At 70.3% G+C, this 13547-nt stretch carries 15 protein-coding genes and 1 riboswitch; of the genes, 10 read left to right on the top strand and 5 right to left on the bottom strand.

Going from position 1 to position 13547, the window contains the following annotated elements; genetic code table 11:
* Nucleotides 1-81: 81 nt before the first annotated feature.
* The 5 genes from B085_RS0115405 to B085_RS50050 all read left to right on the top strand — a co-directional run bounded on the left by B085_RS0115405 (nucleotide 82) and on the right by B085_RS50050 (nucleotide 3832).
* Complete coding sequence (locus B085_RS0115405; RefSeq protein WP_018559460.1) at nucleotides 82-348, top strand: hypothetical protein; 267 nt, start codon at nucleotides 82-84, stop codon at nucleotides 346-348.
* A 211-nt stretch (nucleotides 349-559) separates the two neighbouring features.
* Nucleotides 560-1294: a hypothetical protein gene (locus B085_RS0115400; RefSeq protein ID WP_018559459.1), complete on the top strand. Its 735-nt coding sequence runs from the start codon at nucleotides 560-562 to the stop codon at nucleotides 1292-1294.
* A gap of 303 nt (nucleotides 1295-1597) precedes the next feature.
* A complete protein-coding gene (locus B085_RS0115395) occupies nucleotides 1598-1846 on the top strand; it encodes a hypothetical protein (protein WP_018559458.1) in 249 nt (82 codons plus the stop codon).
* A 216-nt stretch (nucleotides 1847-2062) separates the two neighbouring features.
* A riboswitch (TPP riboswitch) is annotated at nucleotides 2063-2155 on the top strand.
* Nucleotides 2147-3553 (top strand): purine-cytosine permease family protein, encoded by a 1407-nt coding sequence (locus B085_RS0115390; RefSeq protein WP_051102061.1) that lies wholly within the window; start codon nucleotides 2147-2149, stop codon nucleotides 3551-3553. (Overlaps the previous riboswitch by 9 nt.)
* 39 nt (nucleotides 3554-3592) lie before the next feature.
* Entirely contained in the window at nucleotides 3593-3832 is a 240-nt protein-coding gene (locus B085_RS50050; RefSeq protein WP_018559456.1) for a hypothetical protein, read from the top strand.
* A 22-nt stretch (nucleotides 3833-3854) separates the two neighbouring features.
* Here the strand turns inward: B085_RS50050 and B085_RS51915 are convergent, their stop codons facing one another.
* Nucleotides 3855-4235 (bottom strand): Ku protein, encoded by a 381-nt coding sequence (locus B085_RS51915; RefSeq protein ID WP_420706595.1) that lies wholly within the window; start codon nucleotides 4233-4235, stop codon nucleotides 3855-3857.
* A gap of 982 nt (nucleotides 4236-5217) precedes the next feature.
* On the opposite strand from B085_RS51915, the gene B085_RS0115375 reads away from it, so the two are divergent.
* Nucleotides 5218-6093, top strand: coding sequence for an SDR family oxidoreductase (locus tag B085_RS0115375; RefSeq protein WP_051102060.1), 876 nt, complete (start codon nucleotides 5218-5220; stop codon nucleotides 6091-6093).
* A gap of 79 nt (nucleotides 6094-6172) precedes the next feature.
* Here B085_RS0115375 and B085_RS0115370 read toward each other — a convergent pair whose 3' ends face one another.
* On the bottom strand, nucleotides 6173-7168 hold the full coding sequence (locus B085_RS0115370) for a helix-turn-helix transcriptional regulator (RefSeq protein WP_018559453.1): 996 nt from the start codon (nucleotides 7166-7168) through the stop codon (nucleotides 6173-6175).
* A gap of 162 nt (nucleotides 7169-7330) precedes the next feature.
* On the opposite strand from B085_RS0115370, the gene B085_RS0115365 reads away from it, so the two are divergent.
* Nucleotides 7331-7639, top strand: coding sequence for a hypothetical protein (locus B085_RS0115365; protein ID WP_018559452.1), 309 nt, complete (start codon nucleotides 7331-7333; stop codon nucleotides 7637-7639).
* A gap of 171 nt (nucleotides 7640-7810) precedes the next feature.
* Nucleotides 7811-7984: a hypothetical protein gene (locus B085_RS50045; protein ID WP_018559451.1), complete on the top strand. Its 174-nt coding sequence runs from the start codon at nucleotides 7811-7813 to the stop codon at nucleotides 7982-7984.
* Between the two features lie 225 nt (nucleotides 7985-8209).
* Here B085_RS50045 and B085_RS42535 read toward each other — a convergent pair whose 3' ends face one another.
* Nucleotides 8210-9499 carry a tachylectin-related carbohydrate-binding protein gene (locus B085_RS42535; RefSeq protein WP_018559450.1) on the bottom strand — a complete coding sequence of 430 codons (1290 nt, stop codon included), beginning with the start codon at nucleotides 9497-9499 and terminating at the stop codon, nucleotides 8210-8212.
* A gap of 647 nt (nucleotides 9500-10146) precedes the next feature.
* Between B085_RS42535 and B085_RS0115350 the strand changes: the two genes are divergently transcribed.
* Nucleotides 10147-10791 carry a dihydrofolate reductase family protein gene (locus tag B085_RS0115350; RefSeq protein ID WP_026251058.1) on the top strand — a complete coding sequence of 215 codons (645 nt, stop codon included), beginning with the start codon at nucleotides 10147-10149 and terminating at the stop codon, nucleotides 10789-10791.
* Nucleotides 10792-11035: 244 nt separating this feature from the next.
* Here the strand turns inward: B085_RS0115350 and B085_RS0115345 are convergent, their stop codons facing one another.
* On the bottom strand, nucleotides 11036-12094 hold the full coding sequence (locus tag B085_RS0115345) for an aKG-HExxH-type peptide beta-hydroxylase (RefSeq protein WP_158689741.1): 1059 nt from the start codon (nucleotides 12092-12094) through the stop codon (nucleotides 11036-11038).
* Complete coding sequence (locus tag B085_RS0115340; protein ID WP_158689740.1) at nucleotides 12091-12342, bottom strand: hypothetical protein; 252 nt, start codon at nucleotides 12340-12342, stop codon at nucleotides 12091-12093. The genes B085_RS0115345 and B085_RS0115340 overlap by 4 nt, the downstream gene beginning before the upstream one ends.
* Nucleotides 12343-12500: 158 nt before the next feature.
* Between B085_RS0115340 and B085_RS0115335 the strand changes: the two genes are divergently transcribed.
* Nucleotides 12501-13481, top strand: coding sequence for a phosphotransferase enzyme family protein (locus B085_RS0115335; RefSeq protein WP_018559446.1), 981 nt, complete (start codon nucleotides 12501-12503; stop codon nucleotides 13479-13481).
* Nucleotides 13482-13547: the final 66 nt, after the last annotated feature.

Below are 13547 nucleotides of genomic sequence, written 5' to 3'. Positions count from 1 at the left end.
CCAGGGCGGCCCGGGCATGAACGCGAACCGGGCGCGAACAGCGACAATCCGCGCAACGACGTCGAAGACGAGAGACAACCCGTGAAGAGACCGGCTCCGCGCTCCACCTCGGCCCCGTATGCGACCTCCGCGACCTGCGCCGCAATCGGCGCCCTGCTGTGGGTGCCCGGCCGGACCAGCGCTCCCCCCAGGATCTACCGGGACTTCCCCGCAGCCGACTTCACCACGCCGTCGGCCTGGCGGGTGTGGTCGCCGGCAGTTACCGAGGACCGTCTTGGCCTGTACCTCCTCGCGGCGGGGGTGGTGCCGGCCGTGGCCGTGCGCCTGATCTCCGTACGGCGCGACTGAGCCGCGCCCGCGCAGCCCGACAAAGCGGTCATGCCGTCAACGAGCCGGTATCTTGCGGGCAACTCGGCGGCGCTCCGCTGTCAGAGCCTGATGAGACCGTTCCCGCACGAGTGACAGTGCACGGATCAGCCCGGGTCCGCCCCGCCGGCCCCGGACCCGTGCATGGCACGATGCCTGATCACGAACGAGCACGAGGAGATCGATCCCATCCATGAACGATCAAGGCACTCCTGTTGCGGCGAACCGCTTCAGGGTCGTCGCGGTTGATGCCGACTGGCCGGAATCACGGCAGTTCATGGGTAGCGGCCACAACCATGTCACGGGCGACATGCACGTGTTCCTGTGGTTCGGCTCTGCGTCCTATGACTCCCAGGCCGAGCACGTCAGGGTTTTCAGCGCATCCTCCGGCAACGCTGAGGCCGGCGAGGTGCTGGAGGACGCTTTGGAGGTCTACTGCCACCACGACGAGGGACTTCCGGCCGGCCGTCCGGTACCCGAACCCGTCACCATCACCGCAGACGGGAAACCCGCGACGTTCGAACTATGGCGGAACGGCAGCAACCCGCACTGGGTCGCCCGGGGCCGCGTCGAGAACACCGAAGTGGTGCTGTCCGGCTCCGGGATCGAACCCGGCGAGCTGCGCCTGGTCCGCGTTGACGACCTGGCCGCGTACTCGGCCCCGACGGCCTTCCTCCCGGCTCGGGAAGCGATCTCCGTTGCCATGGGGAGCGGCCTCCGGGCGGCGGGGTCCGGTCGGCAGTCGCAGTCCGGGGAGGCGGACACCGCGCTGCGGGTCCTGCGCGACCTCGCCGCCCGGGGTGCCGCGATCGGGGGACCTGGTCGGGAATTGCGCGGGGAAGAGGCGGACACGGTGATGCGCGCCCTGCGCGACCTCGCCCAGGGCGCCGGCCCGGCCCCGGCAGGAGAGTCGGGAGCAGAGGGCTGATCACCGCCGCCACCAACCGCCTGGCGTACTCCTCGCTTGATCAAGGGGGCAAACAGTCCCTGAGCTGGGAAGGGATGCCGTGCGTAGCACGAAGTGGGCGGCCGTGGCGGCTGCGGTCATTGCGCTGGGTGCCGCAGGCTGCGGCACCCGGCGCCGTCGGCACGGAGGCGTCCGCGGTGACGGAGCCGGCGGCGCCTCAGCCACGGCCCGCGGGCACCGGACCTCTCACGAAGGACGTCGTGCGGGCGAACCCCTGACCAGTTTCAAGACAGTGCTGAGCGTGCGGCTTTGTGAGGGGTAGGCGTGACGGACAAGCCGAAATGGCAGAATCATCCGGCCTGGTATCTGTTGCTCATCGTGGCGCAGTTGGTGTTCGTGACCTCCGAGGAAGACAAGATAAGTCGTTTCCTCGATGCGCTGGGTCTCCTGCTGTGGGGAATCCTGTGCGGGCGTGAATTGACGAAACGGGCCGCGTACCGGAGGGCTACCGCTGGAGGCGCGGCCCCGGCGGACAGGAGACGCCAGTGGCGCGAACGCAGCCGGGACACCTAGGCCTTGTCGTCAAATGAGCTCCCCCAGCTGACGCTGGGAGGTGCCCCCACGCTGCGTTGTCGAATCGTCCGAGTAGCCCACTACGAGGACGATCCCCGCCTTGCTATGCACACATCCCGGGCGTGAGCCTCAGCGGCCGAGAGGTGGGCCGTCCCACCCGCACGGGTCTCATCCCGTCGACGCGCCGGGCTTCGCCGTCGGGTTACTCTGTCCCCCGTACCGGACACGGGGTGCCCCACCGGGGCTGAGATCACACCCGTCGAACCTGAACCAGTTCGTACTGGCGGAGGGATGTCTTCCATGCCATTGGCGCATGTTTCCAGCGGTCTGCCCACCGACGGCCGGCAGACCGTCTTCGACGGCCGGATGCCGGCGGCCGCCGGCGATCTCCGGATCGAGGCACACGGCATACAACCGGTCCCCGAGAGCAACCGTTACGGCGGCCCGGGACGCCTGTTCACCGTGTGGTTCGCCCCCAATCTCACGATGACCGGGGTGTTCACCGGCACCATCGGGATAGTCCTCGGACTGGACTTCGCCACCGCGCTCACGGCCGTGGCGCTCGGCACCGTGGTCGGCGCGATACCCACCGCCTACCTGGGCACCTGGGGCAGCCGGACCGGCGCGGGGCAGCTGCCGCTGGCCCGGCTCGCTTTCGGCCGGGCCGTCGCGCTGCCCGGCATCCTGCAGTGGCTGTCCTCGGTCGCCTGGGACGCGCTGATCGGGCTGTTCGGCGGGGACGCGCTGGCGCGGCTGTGCGGCTGGCCGTTCTGGCTCGGAGTCCTGGTCATGATGGTCGCCCAGGGTGCTCTCGGCGTCCTGGGCTACGAGGCCGTTCACCGGCTGCAGATCGTCATGACCTTCGTTCTCGCCGCCGCCTTCGTGCTGATCGCCTGGAAGCTGCTCGACGGTGTGCACCCCGCGGCCAACGGCTCCGCCCATGGCGCCGACCGGGGTGGGGCGTTCGTCCTGACCAGCACCATCGCGCTGAGTCTGGCCCTGTCGTGGGCTCCGTACGCCAGTGACTTCAGCCGCTACCTGCCGCGGACGACCTCTGCCCCGCGCATGTTCTGGTACACGCTGGCGGGGTTGGTGGTGTCCTTCGTGGGCGTCCAGGCACTCGGGCTCTGGGGCGCGTCGGTCCTCACCGACCAGACTGCCGCAGGCGTGGCCGAGCTGCTCGGTGGCGGGCCGCTCGGGGCGTTCGGGCTGCTCGCCGTCGCCCTGGCGGCCCTGTGCAGCAACGCCATGAACGACTACAGCGGATCCCTGGCCCTGCAGACCGTCGGCGTGCGCGTTCCCCGCCCCGCCGCGGCCGCCTTCGCCGCGGTGCTCGGCTTCCCCCTGGTCCTGTGGATGCACGCCGCCGACACCACCGCCCGCTTCCAGAACGTGCTGCTCTTCGTCGGCTACTGGATTCCCGGCTTCGTCGCGATCGTCATCGTCGACTGGCTGGCCCGGGCACGGGCACGAGCGGGCGCACCGATCGACCTCGCCGCCGAGACCGGCCGACCGCAGCCCGGCTGGTACGCCGTCGTTGCGTTCGTGGCCGCCTTCGCCGCCGCTGTGCCGTTCATGGACACCAGCCTGTACGTCGGCCCGGTGGCCGAGGCCCTGCACGGCGCGGATCTCTCGTACTACGTGGCGTTCCTCGTGGCCCTCGGCGTGTACACCCCACTGCGCCTGCGCCACCGTTCGCGGCCCTGAACCATCGTCCCCCGTCCGTCCCCCAAGGAGCGAGTCCGCATGCCCCCGACTTCCGCCGATCACACCGCCTTCGCCGCGCGGGCGCTCGGTCGCGTACGGGCCCACTCACCGCTGGTCCAGAACCCGGGCGATGTGCCACGACTGCGGGAAGCCGGCGCGGCGGGGGCGGCCGTCGTGTCCGGCATCTGCGCCGCGGAGGACCCCGGTGCCGCGGCCCGCGCCTACGCCGACGCCTGGAGCCGACCGCCCGCCCCGAGCCGGGCGAAGACCCTCGCCTGACGAGCTTCGAACACCCGCTTGATCACCCAGGACGGCCGGGGAGACGTGGTCCGGTGCACGGACACACCGGCAGCCATGGCACGAGCATGGCGCGCGGTGACCTCAGTACTGCCGGCTGCTCCCCGGCGCGCAAGGTGACTTCGGCGACCGCCACAGCGTCGTGCCTGGCCAGAGCCTCCACCAGGAGCGGGCGTGGGCGCCGACCCTGTTCGCCGGCGGCGCCTCCCCGGCAGGCCCTGGTGTGGAGCACCGGGCCGATGCCGCGCCCGTCGAAGAAACCGAGGACATCGACAGTGCGCCTTGCCGGGCGGGGGAGCGCGGCCGGACCCTTTTCGAGGAGCACGACGGTGAGGTCGTCTCGCCGCTCCACGCCGCGCGCGATCTCCGACGGGGGTGTCTCCACGTCTTCGGGTTCATAGCACTACCTCCGGTGCCTTAGTCGGGCTCCGTCGCTCGCGCGTGGACCTGGTGGAATCCCGTGCCGTTCCCCTGGGGTCGCGGGCTGGAGGCCGATCGGGTTGACGATCAGGCCGAGGCTCATGCAGCCGGCCCTGGTCCCGCGCGTACCGTCAGCCTGCAAGACGGGGCCGTTCCCCGCGAGGGATGCTGCTCCGGGGCGGTGATCAGGCACCTTTCGGCGCGGGCACCCGCCAGGCCACCGTCCGCGCCGGCGCAGGGGTGGGCCCACCTGCACCCGGGGCGGGAGCGGGTCGGAGCAAGCCCGGCGACGGAGCCGCCGAGCGGGGAGGGTGCAAGCGGCGTTCCCCCGGGCGTACTGGCCGGGCGGTGTGTCAGCGGCCCGGGCTCCGCACCAAGGCCGTGCCGGTCGGTCTGGGCGACCTCGGGGCCGAACTCGGTCCACGTGGCGGCGAAGCGCTCTTGCCGCGGCCACGGCGACCGCCAGGAAGGCGTTCGGTCGGGCCAGGGCGGGGTCGATCGCGGCGCCGCGGATGAACCGCCCGGTGCTGACTCCGGCCGCGGCCGCGGGCGCTCCGACCACCTCGACGGGTCGAACGTGTGTGCGAAAGTGTGCTGCGTGGGGCACCCGCTCCGGGCTCCGGCGGGCGGGGAGCAGTCCACCGAAGCCGAGCCGACCCCCGAGCTCTCGCGCGCCGCGGGTCGCCTTCCAGCCCGGTGGCGGGTTGTGAAAGGTGAGGTGCCTCTTACCGCCGATCCCACCGTGCCGAGTGCGCCACCGGGGCCTGCACGGGGGCGGACGCCGCGCCATGCCGGCCGGGACTTCGTGCTGGTCGCGGAACGCGCGCCGGAGAGCCTGCGCGCGCTCCGGTCCTGCCCCCGCACGCCTCTGCTGGTGGTTCGGTCCGGATGCCATGATCGCCTACGGGCGGCACGGTGTGCCGCCGGCGAGCGATACGGGGGGACGCATGACGCGGCGATGGCTTGTGACGGGGTGTTCGTCGGGACTGGGGCGGGCGCTGGTGGGCGCGGTGGCGGAGTCCGGGGATCTGGTGATCGCCACGGCCCGCAAGCCGGCGGCCTTGCGGGATCTGGTGACACGGTATCCGGACCGGGTGACGGCGATGGCGCTCGACGTGTGTGACGCCGGGCAGTGCGAGGCCGCGGTGACGTACGCGGTCGATCACTTCGGTGGAGTGGACGTGCTGGTGAACAACGCGGGGTCGGGACTGTTCGGCGCGGTCGAGGAGGTGTCCGACGAGGAACTGCGCGCCCAGCTCGAGGTCCTGACGGTCGCCCCGTGGCGCCTGAGCCGCCTCGTCCTGCCGCTGATGCGCCGTCAGGGCTCGGGCCACATCGTCAACGTCTCCTCGCTCGTCGGCCGGATGGGGCTGCCCGGCCTGTCCGCGTACGTGACGGGCAAGTACGCACTGGAGGGTATGACCCAGGCGCTCGCCGCGGAGGTCGCACCCTTCGGGATCAGGGTGCACGCGGTGGAGCCCGGCCAGTTCGCCACCCACTACAGCACCGCGGTGACCGAGGCCGCCGACCGTATCCCCGAATACCTGGTGAGCACGGCGGAGGTGCGGGCGGGTTTGCGGGCCATGCTGGACGATCCGTCGATCGGCCGCCCGGAGACGTTCGCCGCCCATGTGCTGCGGCTCGTCGCGGCCCCGTCGGCGCCCGTGCGCGTGCCGGTCGGGGAGGACGCCTATGCCTACCTGGAGGCGGTCGAAGCCGCGGCTCGCGACGAGCTCTCGGCTGCGCGCGCCTTCGTCCACGGCCCCGTCCCGGCGCCTCGAGAAGGGCCGGCGCCATGGGTGGCCGCGCTTCCGGAGGTGTGACGCCGGCGGCCACGTCCCCGGTACTCGGCCGACCAAGCGGACCCGAAGCGTCAATGGTGCCCCGTCTCTGGGGCGGTGTTCAGCACCGGTCCGGCAGCCAGCCCCGCTGCACGGCGCGCACACCGGCCTCGAAGCGGCTGCGTGCGTCGAGGCGCTCCATCAGTTCGGAGGCGATCCGGCGGGCCGTGCGGTGCGACACCCCGAGCCGTTTGGCGATCGCCTCGTCGGTGTGGCCCTCGGCCAGGAGCCGCAGGGCGGTCGCCTGCTGGCCGTTGAGCCCGTTCGGGTCGGTGGAGACGATCTCGCCGAGCGGCTGCGCGGACTCCCAGGTGGTCTCGAAGAGCGCGCACAGTGCGGTGAGCGTGCCCTGACCGGTCAGCAGGACGGCGCCCGCCGCGGTGTCGTCGCTGCTGACCGGGATCATGGCCGTCAGCCGGTCCATGATGATCATCCGGGTCGGCAGGGACGGAGTGGTACGGATCCGGCCGCCCAGCCGGGCCAGCGAGGTGGCGTGTTCGACGGTGGGCCGGTGGGTGCGGACGCTGTCGAGGTAGATCGTGCGCATCCGAACCCCGCGGCCGAGCAGATCCTGGTTGAGCGGGCGTGAAGCGGCCATGTTCTCCGCGGTCTGCGGTCCGCCCGGGGCGAAGGCGAGGAATTCCTCGCGTACCTCGCGGGTGAGCACGGTCAGCCGGTCGCGTATCTGGTCGAGGCCGACCAGGTGCTCCACCCCGGGATGGCTGGCGGCCGGGCGGAGTTCGGCGTACTCGGAGATGAGCCGGGCCGCGGCGGCCCGCGAGGCTTCGAGACGCAGCTGCTGCTCCGCCAGCTGGGCCTGCTGGCGGCCCATCAGGATCTCCATGCCGATGTCCGGCGAGACAGCCCGGAGGCGGCCCGCGTCCCCCGCTGCGGGGCGTACCAGGGCCAGCTCGCTCAGGGTGTCGAGAGCGTTGCCCACCTCTTCGACGGAGAGGCCCGCGGCGTGGGCGAGGGCCGCGACACCGGCGGCCGGGTTCCTGAGCATGGCGCGGTACACCGTCTCCGTGGCGGAGTCGAGTCCGAGAGCGGTCAGCATGTGGTTCCCCCTGTTTTCCTGCGCACGGCATCCCCCTGCCCGACGATGATGTTCGCAGAGGGACGGGGGATCGTCACAGGGGCAGGACGGAACCGGCCAGGGCCTCAACGGTCCAGCGGGCAAAGCGACGTGAAAACGCCTGCGGTTGAGACTCTGGAGCGCATGTATCTGGTCCACGTGCATCTGGAACTGCCCTCCGGCGAGGAACTGCCGCAGGATGTGAGGGCAATGGTGCGGTCGGCGATCGTTCCCCGCGACCGCGTCGAGCACGTCGCCGTGCACACGGTCTCTCCCTCCGAACTCACCCTTGGTCTCTATCTGCTGGCCGACGGTCTCGACGAGGCGGAGGAGCGAGCCCTGCGGGTGTGCCGCCGACTGCTCGGTGACGTGGCGCCGTTGGCGACGGCGCGGCTGACCGGCGCGGGGGTGCCGCTGATGCCGCTGGCCTTCGCGCCGCGGAACGGCGAGTGAACGGGCCCGTTTGGACGCATCAGTCCAAGGCCCCTTCCGTCCATCCCTGAGCTCTTTCCACGAGCCTGAGCTGCGACGAACCTATTGGTCACCGGCCAGGCCGAGCGTCACCGCGGGACGTGAGGACGGGCCGGACCCCGTATCTCTCCTCTGGAATGAACGGAAACAGGCATGCTTCGCTCCCGAATCGCCAAGGTCGCCGCGGTCTGCTCTCTCGTCCTCGCCGTGGCTCTCGCCGCCCCGGTGGTCACGCCCCGGTCCACGGCGGACGCGGTTCCGTCCTCCTCCGTTCTCGTCGCGGACGCCGGCTGGCAGGTCACCCCGGCGGACGCCGGCTGGCAGTAGGTGGCAGCCGGCGCTTCGGCCGCCGGACTTCCAGCTGGCGAACACCTGGATCGACGCCAGTGGACTTGCCAAGGGCGGCGCCCCCTCGAAGCGAGGGGGCGCCGCCCTTCTGCGTGGGCCGGTGACGGCCGACCGCGGAGTCCAGGACCAGGGGCTCGACCTGCAACGGACGCCGCGAAGGCCCCGCCGAGGACCGGCGGGGCCTTCGCGGCGTCGAGTGACGCGTCAGGCGATCTTCTTGTAGCGCAGGGCGACGTACGAGGAGGCCGGGTGGCCGCCGATGTCGCCGCTGTAGACGTTCGCGGTCGAGTAGTTCATGTCCGTGGCGGTGCTGCCCTCGGCGTAGTAGTAGAAGGTGCCCGCGTCCTGGTCCTTCCAGCCCGCGAAGAGGACGGCGTGGTCGGAGTAGTCGTTCAGTGCGTCACCGGGCCGGAGGTCGGCCTTGTTGATCTGCGTGCTCACGTTGGGGAGGGTCTCGGTCGTCAGCGAGGTGGTGAGGTGCCAGGTCATGGAGACGAAGCCGGAGCAGTCGGTGCGGTAGGAGTGGTCGCCGTCGACGTCGGTGGCATAGGCGCTCTGGCTGTAAGGGATGTTGCGGTTGTACCAGTCCTTGGCCCGGGCGATGACCTCGTTGCGGTAGATGGTGCCGCCCTGTACGGACTTCGGCGGGGTCGGCGCCACGTAGGCGCAGTTGTTGGCGTAGGCCGACAGCAGGCTCTGGGTCCAGCCGGACGCGTCCACCGGGTCGTCGGAGTGGTAGGCGATGTCGCTGCCGTCACCGTCGGTCGGGTCCGAGTCGTGGTACCAGTACATGCCGCCGTTGGTGCGGCCGTAGTAGAGGCCGCCGCCCGGGGAGGAGAGGGAGTCGACCGCCGACCAGCCGCTCGACTTCAGGACGGCGCTGTCCCAGTCGTTCACTCCGTTGATCTTGTAGCTGAGCAGCCGGCCGTCCGAGGTCGAGGCGACGATGCGGTCGTCGCCCGCGGCGGCGAGCGTCTTGAGGACGAAGCCGGTGTCGATCACGACGTGCTGTCCTATGTGGGCCGACCCTGAGGGCTTGGCCTGCGACACCAGGTACTGGTGGAGCTGGCCGTCGACCGTGCCGTAGAGGTGGCCCGCGCCGTCGTAGACCAGCTTGTCGAAGGTCCAGCCGCCGTCCCAGATCTGGACGACGCCGGCGAGTGTGAGGGATGTGTTGTTGGTCTGCACGTCGACCCGGTAGAGGTCGCCGGTGGTCGAAGTGACCAGGATGGTGTTGAAGTTGAGGGCCGCCATCGCCTTGGGCGTGAAGCCGAGGTTCGGGCCGATGAGCGTCTTGACACGGTTGCCGGTGTTCGGCTCGATCTGCGTGTACGTCAGCCGGCCGTCGGACAGCGTGCCGTACATCGACACGTCACCGGTGCACGACGCGACGGCGTGCGCCGTCCCGGCGGTGGTCGCGACCAAGCCGAGGGACATCGCACTGACGGCGACCACGGCGGCGGTGGCACGGCGGATGGCATGGCCCAGCTTCATGATTTCTCCTGCGGTGGGAAAGTCGGGCGGACGTGGGCGCGTCCCTGGCCCGGACAGCTGCCCTGCAGGTGCAGCTGTGAAGGATCTCCCGGGGGTGGCGCCTGGTGGCTCGAACTACTTTCGCCGCGGGCCAGGCGGGTTGGAAGAGAAGGCGTATGGACGCAAAGGTCCTTGGCCCGTTGCGTCCTGAAGGGCAGATCCGCCGGGCCGAGGGGTCGCGCATGTGCGGAGACCGCCGTCTACGCGGCTTGTCGTCACGCGAGCCCGAGCCTGGCTCGCCCTGGTGGTCGCGTCGTCGTGACCCCCGACCGCCGACCGGGAGGTGTTCCCGCTGCCGGACGTTCGCGGACCCGGTCAGCGGGTCCGGCATGCACGGTACGGCACCGTCCACACTCGACAGCGTGCTCCTCGGCTGGAGCACCGCTGCGCGGCCCGGTCACGTCCCCCGGGGGGCGGTCGTCGCAGTCCACCGACGCGATGCCGTTCGTGTCCGGCTCGGCCGCACCGCAGGTCAGGCCGGGTCCTCACACATCCGGAAAAAGTTTGCGGCCCGCTGTCGATCCCGCGGTGTCCCGTTCGACGTCAGGGTGTGGGGCGCCTCGCCGACCGGTGAGGCGAAAGGACCGCAGGACCAGATGAGGAACGACGTGGATCAACTGCTGAGAGTCATGAACTTCAATGTCTCGAGTGACGGGATCGGTGCCGGTGAGCACCAGAGTCTGGAGAGGCCGTTCGGCTGTGACCGGCCCGAGAGGCTGTTCGGCTGGGCCGGCGCGACGGCGAGCTGGCCGAACCGGACGGCTCCCGGAGGCAGCCGGGGCCTGGACGACTACTTCACGCGGGACTTCGCCCGCAACATCGGTGCCGAGATCATGGGCCGCAACAAATTCGGACCCCAGCGCGGGCCCTGGCACGACCATGAGTGGCGCGGCTGGTGGGGGGATGAACCCCCGTTCCGCACGCCGGTGTTCGTCATGACGCACCACAAGCGTCCGTCGTTCGCGCTATCCGACACCACGTTCCACTTCGTCGACGGCGACCCGGCCACGGTCCTGGAACGGGCGCGTGAAGCGGCGCAGGGCAAGGACGTCCGACTCGGCGGAGGGGTCACCACCGTCCGGCAGTTCCTCGACGCCGACCTCGTCGACTCCCTGCACGTGGCGGTCGCGCCGGTGAAGCTCGGGACCGGACTGCGGCTGTGGGAGTCCCCCGACGAGCTGCTCGACCGGTTCCACCTGGAGGTCGTGCCCAGCGCGAGCGGCGTGACGCACCACCTGTTCTGGCGAAGGTGACGGGAGGGCGCATCCGAGTTCAGGCCACGACGGCGATGGGACGCCCGCCCCTCCCCAGCCGCGCCCTTTCACAGCGCGCAGCAAAACACCGCATGCTCGTCGTCCTGTGGTGGGACTGACCCTGGGCTCAATCCCAGGCGCCCCGACGACGAGCAACCGCGTGATCGTCCCCAAGGCGCGAAGGCAGCGGGGTCCGCCATCGTCCTGCCGCAAGGGCCTGCGGTCCGGTGGCGGGCACAACGTCTCAGCCCAGCCTGCCCCGGGCGGAGGAAAGGGTACGTCCGCTCAGGTCCCCGCACCGGCCGAGCTGGTCGTTCCACTCCGTCAGCCACCTCACCAGGCGACGGCCGTCCGGTCCGAGTTCGGCCTGGGACTCCGCCGTCGCGAGCGCGGAGGCGAAGAACGCGGCACGGCTCCAACGGATCCCGAGCCGGGCGTCCAGGTCGTCCGCATCGATATCGGGGTGCGACCGATCCACGGCGGCCAGATGCAGCAGAGCGCCGTGCACATATACGTGAAAGGCCCCAAGAGAGCGGTCCACGCTGAAGGTTCGGCCCGGGCCGCCCCAGGGGATCACGATGTGGTGGGCGTCCTCGTCCCGGTATCCGTTCCGCAGCACGCGCCTGGTGAGCTCGATCTCCGCGAGTTTCTGGTGCAGGCACTCGTGGAGGATGGCATCGGCCGCCTCCAGCCGATCGCCGAGCAGGGACTCGCTGACGTAGACGAGCCCTGGTGTCGCGGCCGCGTAGGCGCTGGTAAGCCGCTCGCCGGTGAAGACCCCCAGACCGCTGACAAAGGACATCGTCGAGGGTCCGATGACCGGCAGAAGCTCGGCGAGAAGTTCCATGGCCGCCTGCTCGCGGCCGTCCGGCACCAGCGGCTCGATCTCGAAGGCATGGCCGTCGGATCTCATGGTGGCGTGGAACCCGGACTGGATCGCCTCACCGAGCAGCGTGCCTCGCAGGTGCCGGAGTGCGACCGGCGTCGGGCCGTTCGAGATCGGATCCTGGGGGTCGGCGCCGGCTTCGGCGATCAGCGCGAGCACTGCCGCGACATGGTTCCGGGCCTGTTCCGGATCAGCGGAGAGACGAGGCATCACGTGGTCGAACGCACCGCGAATCAGGATGCGCGCCTGCGCGGTCGGCGGCCAGGGCCACTGGAGCTCGACCTCGTCGAACACCTCGGTGAACAGGTCCGTGACACCCGCGTAGAACGCGTCGGAGTTGGCACGCAGCGACGAGCTGTCGCCGTATGGGCCGGCGGCCAACGCCCGCTCCACCGCTGCCACGGTGTTCCGGCTCAAGCCGCCACCTCGGTCCGGGCGATGAGACGCTGCCTCTCCAACACCCGTGCCAACTGCCGGAACTTCGCTCTGGCCTGGGACGATTCGGGGTCACGTGCGGTGATCGCGGCGAACCGCTCGACCGCGGTATCCCAGGAATGTCCGGTGCACAGTTCGAGCGCGAGCAAGGTGAGCCGGTCCAGAACGAGTACGGTGATCGGCTCGCGCACGAACACGAAGGCGTGCGACAGATCGTCGTACGGGCTCAACGTCCAGCCGGGAGTCCTGGTGTACGCGCCGCCACTGCCTTGTTCCGCCATTGACCCCCCGATCGACGCAAGGCGGTCAGTGTCCCCAACTTGCCAAGTGCCCGTCAAGGGCGCTGCGATCATCGGGCACAGTCACTCGTTCCGACGAAAGGAGAGCCGTGGACCGGGAGAAGGCCGCGGATCACGCCGAGGTTTTTGAGCACTTCGGAATCCCTGAGCAGGACCGACCGGAGGAGTCCTGCTACGACTACGCCCCCGTCTTCCGCACCACTGTCGCCGGAACTCCGTCGGCGGTGAAGCGCACCCGCAACCTGCCCGCCGCCGCCGCGATCGCGCGCTGGACACGGGCGATGGCGGACAGCGGCATCGGGGTCGTCACTCCACTCGATCTGCCCGGAAACCCCGGGCCTGTCGGCGACCGCGTCTGGGTCGCCTACCCGTGGATCTCCGGCCGGTCGTACGACGGGTCGGTCGCCGACATCGCCGCCGCCGGTGCGTTGCTCGGCCGCATGCACGCGCACGCGTACGAGCGGGATCCGGAGCTCCCGAGCTTCGAGTGGCCCGAGCACGACGACGCGGACGTGGAGGCGGAGATCGAGGATCTACGCCGGGTGCTGACCCTCCGGGCGCCCGACATCGCCGAGGCGGTCCTGGCCCGATCCGCACCGTGGCATCGCTCCTTCATGGCCGAAACGCTGCCCGCCATCCGGGACGGAGATCTGCCTCATGTGGCCGCGTCCACCGACTTCAAGGCCAACAACCTGGTGTACACGGCCAACGGGCCGATACTGGTCGACCCCGACAACGCCGACTACCTGCCTCGCATCATCGACCTCGCGATGGCGGCACTCCTGTTCCACAATGAGCTTCCCTCCGCGCCTCCGCGCCTGTTCACCCCGGCCGAGTGGCAGGTCTTCACAGGTGAGTACCTGGCCCGGGTTTCTCTCACCGCGGCAGAGATCAAGCTGTGGCCCACTGCCCTGCGCTACCTCATCACCGAGTGGGGAACCTGGACCTTGGTCGATGCGGATGAATGGGATGATTGGTCGAATCCGCACAAACGCGATTTCCTTCGGGACCTCGCAACAATCGAGCCTGACGACATGTCAATTGTCCAGATTCCGTTGATAGACAGATGATCTGAATACCTCTACTGTCCGGAGGACCTCCCACACGGGGGTGGGGTGCGGGATGCCGCATCTGTG

This window comes from Streptomyces sp. BoleA5 (genome assembly GCF_000373665.1).
Lineage (GTDB): Bacteria > Actinomycetota > Actinomycetes > Streptomycetales > Streptomycetaceae > Actinacidiphila.
Note: the sequence above shows the minus strand (reverse complement) of the source record. Positions and strands in the feature narration are given on the sequence as shown.

Coding starts and splice junctions, on each gene's coding strand:
- B085_RS50050 (WP_018559456.1), top strand. CDS start 3,593: ATGCCCCCGACTTCCGCCGATCACACCGCCTTCGCCGCGCGGGCGCTC.
- B085_RS0115400 (WP_018559459.1), top strand. CDS start 560: ATGAACGATCAAGGCACTCCTGTTGCGGCGAACCGCTTCAGGGTCGTC.
- B085_RS0115370 (WP_018559453.1), bottom strand. CDS start 7,168: ATGCTGACCGCTCTCGGACTCGACTCCGCCACGGAGACGGTGTACCGC.
- B085_RS0115375 (WP_051102060.1), top strand. CDS start 5,218: ATGACGCGGCGATGGCTTGTGACGGGGTGTTCGTCGGGACTGGGGCGG.
- B085_RS0115365 (WP_018559452.1), top strand. CDS start 7,331: ATGTATCTGGTCCACGTGCATCTGGAACTGCCCTCCGGCGAGGAACTG.
- B085_RS50045 (WP_018559451.1), top strand. CDS start 7,811: ATGCTTCGCTCCCGAATCGCCAAGGTCGCCGCGGTCTGCTCTCTCGTC.
- B085_RS42535 (WP_018559450.1), bottom strand. CDS start 9,499: ATGAAGCTGGGCCATGCCATCCGCCGTGCCACCGCCGCCGTGGTCGCC.
- B085_RS0115390 (WP_051102061.1), top strand. CDS start 2,147: ATGCCATTGGCGCATGTTTCCAGCGGTCTGCCCACCGACGGCCGGCAG.